This window comes from Trichocoleus sp. ST-U2 (assembly GCF_039961875.1).
In the GTDB taxonomy this organism is placed as follows: Bacteria; Cyanobacteriota; Cyanobacteriia; order Cyanobacteriales; family FACHB-T130; genus FACHB-T130.
This window is the reverse complement of sequence record NZ_JAMPJY010000093.1, coordinates 1-6,792: the sequence shown is the minus strand read 5'-3', so window position 1 is coordinate 6,792 and position 6,792 is coordinate 1. Positions and strand designations below refer to the sequence as shown.

Annotated in this window: 6 protein-coding genes and 3 pseudogenes; 4 read left to right on the top strand and 5 right to left on the bottom strand. The window is 45.7% G+C overall.

Annotation, left to right across the window (positions count from 1 at the left end; genetic code table 11):
- The 3 genes from NC996_RS28045 to NC996_RS28035 form a co-directional block, all read left to right on the top strand.
- Positions 1-955, top strand: a 955-nt coding sequence (locus tag NC996_RS28045) for an AraC family transcriptional regulator (protein WP_206754643.1), incomplete at its 5' end; no start/stop codon positions are given.
- A 127-nt stretch (positions 956-1,082) separates the two neighbouring features.
- Positions 1,083-1,730, top strand: a complete 648-nt coding sequence (locus NC996_RS28040) for an antibiotic biosynthesis monooxygenase (RefSeq protein ID WP_190684878.1) — start codon at positions 1,083-1,085, stop codon at positions 1,728-1,730.
- A 55-nt stretch (positions 1,731-1,785) separates the two neighbouring features.
- Positions 1,786-2,409, top strand: coding sequence for an antibiotic biosynthesis monooxygenase (locus tag NC996_RS28035; RefSeq protein ID WP_190684875.1), 624 nt, complete (start codon positions 1,786-1,788; stop codon positions 2,407-2,409).
- A gap of 124 nt (positions 2,410-2,533) precedes the next feature.
- On the opposite strand, the gene NC996_RS28030 is transcribed toward NC996_RS28035, so the two are convergent.
- The 3 genes and pseudogenes from NC996_RS28030 to NC996_RS28020 form a co-directional block, all read right to left on the bottom strand.
- Positions 2,534-3,109, bottom strand: a complete 576-nt coding sequence (locus NC996_RS28030; RefSeq protein WP_190430493.1) for a hypothetical protein — start codon at positions 3,107-3,109, stop codon at positions 2,534-2,536.
- A 257-nt stretch (positions 3,110-3,366) separates the two neighbouring features.
- Positions 3,367-3,471 (bottom strand): annotated as a pseudogene (locus NC996_RS28025) (TetR/AcrR family transcriptional regulator); the annotation flags it as partial.
- Positions 3,472-3,528: 57 nt separating this feature from the next.
- Positions 3,529-4,131 (bottom strand): annotated as a pseudogene (locus NC996_RS28020) (TetR/AcrR family transcriptional regulator); the annotation flags it as partial.
- 52 nt (positions 4,132-4,183) lie between these two features.
- On the opposite strand from NC996_RS28020, the gene NC996_RS28015 reads away from it, so the two are divergent.
- Positions 4,184-5,176, top strand: coding sequence for a Rieske 2Fe-2S domain-containing protein (locus tag NC996_RS28015; RefSeq protein ID WP_190684868.1), 993 nt, complete (start codon positions 4,184-4,186; stop codon positions 5,174-5,176).
- Between the two features lie 132 nt (positions 5,177-5,308).
- Here the strand turns inward: NC996_RS28015 and NC996_RS28010 are convergent, their stop codons facing one another.
- Together NC996_RS28010 and NC996_RS28005 are read right to left on the bottom strand one after the other, a co-directional pair.
- Positions 5,309-5,869: a Uma2 family endonuclease gene (locus NC996_RS28010; RefSeq protein WP_190684884.1), complete on the bottom strand. Its 561-nt coding sequence runs from the start codon at positions 5,867-5,869 to the stop codon at positions 5,309-5,311.
- 152 nt (positions 5,870-6,021) lie between these two features.
- Positions 6,022-6,663 (bottom strand): annotated as a pseudogene (locus tag NC996_RS28005) (neutral zinc metallopeptidase); the annotation flags it as partial.
- Positions 6,664-6,792: the final 129 nt, after the last annotated feature.

Below are 6,792 nucleotides of genomic sequence, written 5' to 3'. Positions count from 1 at the left end.
CGCTTTTATAGGCTTTTCTAGTCATAGCCGCAGTTTTAGGCAACATCCACTTATGGTATTGGCGGCATTGCTATCCACTCCCTGTCTTCAGATTTACTTTATAAATCAGCTCTTACAGGTTGTGCCGCGATCGCCAATTTTGCGAAGTCAAGACATTGTCTCAGATATTCTTCAGGTTGAACACCATCATCAACCTGCTAATAGGGAGTCTGAGTGTTGCCTCCCGAATTACCTCCTCAGTATTCATCTTGGTCAACCCATTCAGTTAGAACGGACAATAGACGGGCGACGCAGTAGCGATCTTCTGGCTGAAGGCGACATTATGATTACGCCTCCTTATCTGCATCGCAAACTGTTTTGGGATACTGATGCAGAATTCTTGTTACTTCGCCTTGAACCGAAGCTGTTTGCCTCTGCCGTGTACGAATCGGTCGATGCAAACCATATCCAAATTGTGCCACAGCCTAAGATTTGCGATCCTCTGATTCAGCAAATTGGTTTGGCACTCAAAGCAGAACTAGAAATAGATGGGTTAAGCGATCGTCTTTATGCGGAGTCGATGGCAAATGCCTTAACCGTTCATCTATTACGGCATTACTCAACTCGAAGGCGAGAAATACAGGCTTGCTCTGGTCGTTTACCTAATCATAAATTGCAACAGGCGATCGACTATATCCAAGCTCATCTAGCAGAAGATGTGTCCTTAGAGGCGATTGCCACCGAACTCGGTATGAGTCAGTATCACTTTGCCCGACTGTTTAAGCAGTCTACAGGTTACTCTCCCTACCAATATGTGATTAAACGCCGTATCGAACGCGCTCAGGAATTAATGATGCAGGAGCAGCAGAGTATTGCAAATATTGCCTTGAAAGTTGGTTTTGCCAGTCAGAGCCAATTTGGCAGACACTTTAAGCGCCTTACTGGAGTTACACCGAAACAATTTCTTAAGAAATAGCAAGAATCTTCTAAAGCTGCAAAAATCGACTATACGCCAGTAAGCAGACTCTGTATTATCAGTTGGGCAATTCGCTGCGTTTTGGTCTGACCAATCAGCACATAATCAGCACAGAGGAATCATCTAAATGCTTACCGTATTCAAGGACAACCCAGTTCTGGCAGAACTAGATATTTTTGTTACCCAGCCTGACCAACAATGGTTATTGATAGATAGTTTGATAGCCTACACTCACGATATCCTTAAACAGCAACCTGGATACATTGCAAATGCAATTCATCGCAGCTTAGATGGATTGCGTGTTGTCAATTATGTACAGTGGCAAAATCAAGCTAGTTATGAAGCCTATATCAATAACCGCGATATCGCTCTAGCGACTAAGATTACTGGCTTCTTTGCTCCAGACTCCCATCTTTATGACATTTTTATGAGTGAGCCAGCAGACAGTCAAATGCAAATCACAGCGAACATGCCGGAACTCATCAACTTCGGTATGTTTAGATTGAAAGATCCTGCTAATCAACCTCGCTTTTTAGAAGCTACTGCAGAAGCGATACAGCAAATCTCAGGACAAGCTGGATTAATTACAACACACTTTCATCGAAGTCTTGATGGTGCCCGCGCAATCAATTATGGGCTGTGGAGTTCCCAAGAATTGTATGCCAAGATGAACGCGAATCCTCCGATGGCTGAGCCTCTCATGGTGATGCGCTCACTTGCCAACAATGAGTTTCAAATGTCGCTTCACGAGGTGGTCTTCACTCTCATCAACTAACTCATACCTGTGAAGGACAATCATGATGTACTGACTGGTTTAGGAGCATAAAACTATGGTGCAGATTGACCGAGGTAATACGGCGCTCGTTGGGCTAGACCTGTATGCTGTTGCAGAACGCCATCAGTCAGCCTTGATTGAGGCAGTTGTGCAAGAGCAAATCAAATCCTGGATTGACAATCCTTACTTCTTATCAGCCAGTGTCCATCGTAGTTTAGATAGGGTACGAGTTTTTACTTATAGCCAGTGGAAGCCCAAATTTGATCATCGCAGCTTGTCTCGTCCAACCGTGTTCAGTGAGTTCTTCCCACCTGATTCACTCTTACTGGAAGTAACTGCCAGTCGCTCTCTATCGGCAGAAGTTGAAATTGCTGAAGGCGAACGAGTGACGCACCTTGCTGAATTTCGCATGATGCCAGTTAATCAACCTGAGATGGTTAGACGCACTTCTGCTGAATTAGAACGTGCAATGAGCAACTCACCGGGGTTACTCTCAGCTACCTTTCATCGAAGTCTTGATGGTACTCGGATGTTTAACTACGGTCAATGGGAAAGCAAGGAAGCGTTTGAAGCAATTCTCAAGCAACCGGGTTTCAACCCAGAGCAACCGTATTGGGAAGGTTTAGCCCGAAACGAATTTCATCTGTACAATGTCGTACACACCCAGACTACAGCCTAATAGATAGCTGCTGTAGGTTGGTTTTAGCTGCACGTAGGCACCAGCGCGATCGCTCTTCGGAATGAACAAAGCGATCGCAAACTTTTCTTGCCATCACAGTTTGAGAATTTAGATCCCCCAACCTCTAGTCGGGTAATGCCAGTCCGGTTCGAGGATCGCGGATATAAAGCCCTAGAACTAACGAATCCATAACCGTATCCCAGACAGGAATTAGGCGATCTGCATCGTCCACCCAGTAGTCAAAAGTAATCAGACACTGAACACCAGAACCTAGCCCAATACAGGTTCGGGAATAAGCTTCGCGGTGTTCTTCTGGGTCAATAAATTTGAACTGAGTCCAAACAATGCGGGCAGTTTGACGCTTGAGTTGAATAATTTCCCCTCGCTCGATCGGCTGACGTTCATCATCTTTAACTACCTTCTTTAATAACGGAACCAAGGGAAAATCTTTCCAGTTTCCAGGCGGCAGTAAATTAAAGGAAGCTTCTAAGCGAGCATCATCGTTGGGTGGCTTTTTGTCTAAAAACCGGAATGACTTCTCATCCGGTTCAAAATGCCAATCCTCAGGGACATCGAAGCGCAAGGCTCCTCGTCCTGCTACGAAGATCCGAGTTCCTGGCTTTGATTTCCAGTTATGGTCTTCTTTTAGCTCTAAGGTTTCTTTGAGCCATTTGAGATTGTGCTTTTTGCTTTTAGACATAGCCGCGACTGTGTTAACCTTCCTCTTATTTTGCCGTAGGTTGCTTTTTATGGTAGGTGTCTGTTAGTGCGATCGCCCATACTGATGCATTCATCGCTCATCAGCCTACCCTAAGCCATCCAAAGACCGGATCAACGGTGAGGAATTTTGGGATTGGTGGCGATTCGCAACCATGAATAAAGAAAGCGATCGCTTTTTTTGGGTGTGAAGTCAGGGCGATTGATACTGCTAGCGAACGGGGGTCAGAAACGCTGAGAATTCTCCACAAACTGTTTCCCACATTCCTTACAGCGATAGCACTGCTTCCCCCTTCGATACCCGTTTTTAGATAGCTGCTCCGATTGACAATGCAGACACTTCATTACTTTCATTACACCGCCCAGCCGACCGTCCCCTACATACGGCTCTAAATATGACACCAACAAGTCCTCAATCTGCTGCACCAACTGTTGACGATGCTGTTGATCTGGGTTGCGAAGTGCCGACAGAAGAACAGCATTACTGCTGTGGACGCAAACCTCTGCCAGTAGATTACATTGCGCTTTACTCAATGCCGAATTTCTTTGCTTTAAGAGACCAGCCATGAAGTCAATTGCTTCCTGGGTCATGCTTTCATCGATCGACTGGAAAATCTCGCGGGATATAAAAAACTGCACAAACACCACCCGTGACACAGGTTGTTCAAACATCTGTGCGATCGCGCTGACCAATCCCTTGATCATCTGTCGGAGTGGTAATCGAACCATCTCTGGTGTATCTGCGCTTGACCACAAGGCCTTAACCCGCTCGGTATGGCGTAATTCCATCGCCTTAAAAATGGCAGCTTTATCGGGAAAAAACTGATACAAAGACCCAATTGCCGTCCCCGCTTTGGCTGCAATCAGATGGGTGGTTGCCGCTTCATAGCCCACTTCGTCAAACACTGCCGCTGCTGCATCCAAGATTTTTTCGACCCGTTCTTTACCTCGCTGCTGTTTGGGTTGACGGCGCAGACTTCTTGACGAATGTGAATATTCTGTCATATTCTGAAAACACGACGGATTATTCACAATTTTATCTCTACCGGAGAACATTATGCAGTCTATGCTTTTCGGTGCGCCTTGGTTGTTGGCGCACAAGTCGATGTTGGTAGTGAACCAACCTCGGAAGATTTCTCTGTATGGTAATGATTATGTGATGTGGAAAGACGCTGCTGGAAGAATCCATGCCCTGCCCAATGCCTGTCCTCACATGGGAGCAATGTTGTCAGAAGGATGGTGCGAAGCACACACGGATGGTACGAGTACTGTCGTCTGCCCGTTTCATGCCTTGCCGTTTGATTCAGAAGGATGCACCGTTTTGCCGGGAACGGAAAAGAAAACGTTGCCTCAACTGAAACCGTTAGAGTTAACAATTCAAGGAGATTTCATCTGGTCTTACGGCGGATACGAGCCAAAAGTGCCGATTCCCGCAGTCCTGAATGACATTGCAGATACCTACTACTTTGTCGGGCATACCGCAGATACAAGTGTAGAGACCGATTTGCTGACTATGTTGCTGAATATGCACGACTATAATCACCAAAACGGTACTCACCAGGAATTATTCCGAGTTACCAATGTGGAATTTCATCAATTCATTGACAATGGGTATCATTCCCATGCGTTTTATGATATGCCCACCGCCCCTTACAGCTTGGCAGAAAAGCTGAGAAAACTCGATTTATTCCTACTCCCGACAAGCATCAAAGCCCACCTGGAAAACTACTTCCCATCTCTGGTGATTTTTCATGGTGAAATGCCATTAGGTAAAGTAGTCCAGTGTCACATCTTTATCCCAGAAGCCGAGAACCGCACAAGGACTTACATTTTGCTATTTGGTCAAGCTAAGCACCTTGCCTTTAAGCTATTTGGCAGGACATATCTCAAGTTTGGCAAGGTGGTAGTTGATCAAGATGCTGATATTTTGGGTAAAATTTATCCGAATACGCCTCAGAAAATTAAACTCAATAATGAAGTGGGTATGGACTGGGTGCGGCGCAATTTTCAAAATTTCCCAAATGTTGTGGAACCTAATCTTTCAAAGTAGACGGCGCATAGCTCTTCAATATTATGGTAGCTGTTCGTTTCAGCATCACCCCATTGTGATCGCAATCGGAAGCTAGAAGCGATCGCGCTTATGTATAGTGTCAATTGAGTATGATGCAGAGTTCAGTACCAATCAACCAACTCTAAGCCATCCAAAGACTCGATCAACGGTTAAATCCAAAGCGAGGAATTTTGGGATTGGTAGGCGATCGCTTCCTGCTAACTCGACAGGTTCCTGTCCTGGAATAAATGCCAAAATTAACCGCTCATCTGGATCGATTAACCATCCTAACTGAGTGCCATATTTAAGGCAGTGCAAAATGTTACTAATGACTTTAGTAGCTCTCTGTTCGGGTGAGAGAATTTCTATCGTCCAATCCGGGTAAATTTCAAAAGCATTCGGTACTTCGCCATCCGCTTCAAAAGGAATTCGTTCCCAAAGGACTACAGAAGCATCTGGAACAATCGAGTGCCAACCAACTGTACAGCGTAATTCTGGAAACGCTAAGGCAATTCGTGGAGTTTCTGCAACTGCATTGACAGCATCACAAAATTTAAGTTGTAGGCGAGAGTGTTTGCCTTGAGGCATCGGTTTTTGGTGAATTCGACCGCCAATAAATTCACTGGCAGGTTTAGTTTCTGGCAGTTTTAGGAATTCTTCGAGGGTAAGGGATGAAGGAATCGCTGTTGTCATCACCTTGAGTTCGGTATCGTTGCCGCTATGACAGAATTTTATCGTCTTTGCCATCGATAAGCTCCAAAGCGCGATCGCAACCATGAATAAAAAAGCGATCGCGCTTTGGAGATTGCGATTGCTTGCTACTAAAATTCCAACACCCTATTTTGTTAGGGATTTGCTGCTGCAAAGGTGTTGCATTGTACAGGTTCCCCTGTCTGAATCCCCCGCTTGAACCAGCGGACTCGCTGTGCTGAACTACCGTGAGTAAAAGAATCCGGGACAACATGCCCTTTGGACTGACTCTGCAAGCGATCGTCGCCAATACTGCTAGCAGCATTCAGCGCCTCTTCAACGTCGCCTTCCTCCAGAATTTGCCGGGAACGATTGGCATGATGCGCCCAGATGCCAGCAAAACAGTCTGCTTGTAACTCCAACCTGACTGAAAGTTGATTCGCCTCTGCGCGACTAGCTTGACGCTGTAATGTACGAACTTTACTAGAAATTCCCATTAAGTTCTGCACATGATGCCCAACCTCGTGAGCAATTACATACGCTTGGGCAAAGTCTCCAGGTGCGTTGAGCTTATACTTCAAATCCTGATAGAAACTTAAGTCAATGTAGACTTTTTGATCGGCGGGGCAATAAAACGGCCCAACGGCAGAACTTGCAGAACCACAAGCCGACTGTACCGAATTTGAGAAGAGAACTAACTTCGGCTCGACATAGTTTTCTCCGTTTTGGCGAAACAGATTCCCCCATGTATCTTCCGTATCCGCCAAGACAACCGAAACGAAATCAGCCATGCGATCGTTCGCAGCAGATGATTAGACCTCTTGCATGAATCAAGAAAATGAGCCAAAAGTAGGTAAGCGTTACTGAATCTGCTCATGCTCTACCAACAGTTGAAAGTCCTCAATCCGAGCGCCTTCAGACGGGCG

Bases quoted from the DNA above. Each gene is read 5' to 3' on its own strand.
- NC996_RS28035 (WP_190684875.1), top strand. From the start codon at position 1,786: ATGGTGCAGATTGACCGAGGTAATACGGCGCTCGTTGGGCTAGACCTG.
- NC996_RS28040 (WP_190684878.1), top strand. From the start codon at position 1,083: ATGCTTACCGTATTCAAGGACAACCCAGTTCTGGCAGAACTAGATATT.
- NC996_RS28030 (WP_190430493.1), bottom strand. From the start codon at position 3,109: ATGTCTAAAAGCAAAAAGCACAATCTCAAATGGCTCAAAGAAACCTTA.
- NC996_RS28010 (WP_190684884.1), bottom strand. From the start codon at position 5,869: ATGACAACAGCGATTCCTTCATCCCTTACCCTCGAAGAATTCCTAAAA.
- NC996_RS28015 (WP_190684868.1), top strand. From the start codon at position 4,184: ATGCAGTCTATGCTTTTCGGTGCGCCTTGGTTGTTGGCGCACAAGTCG.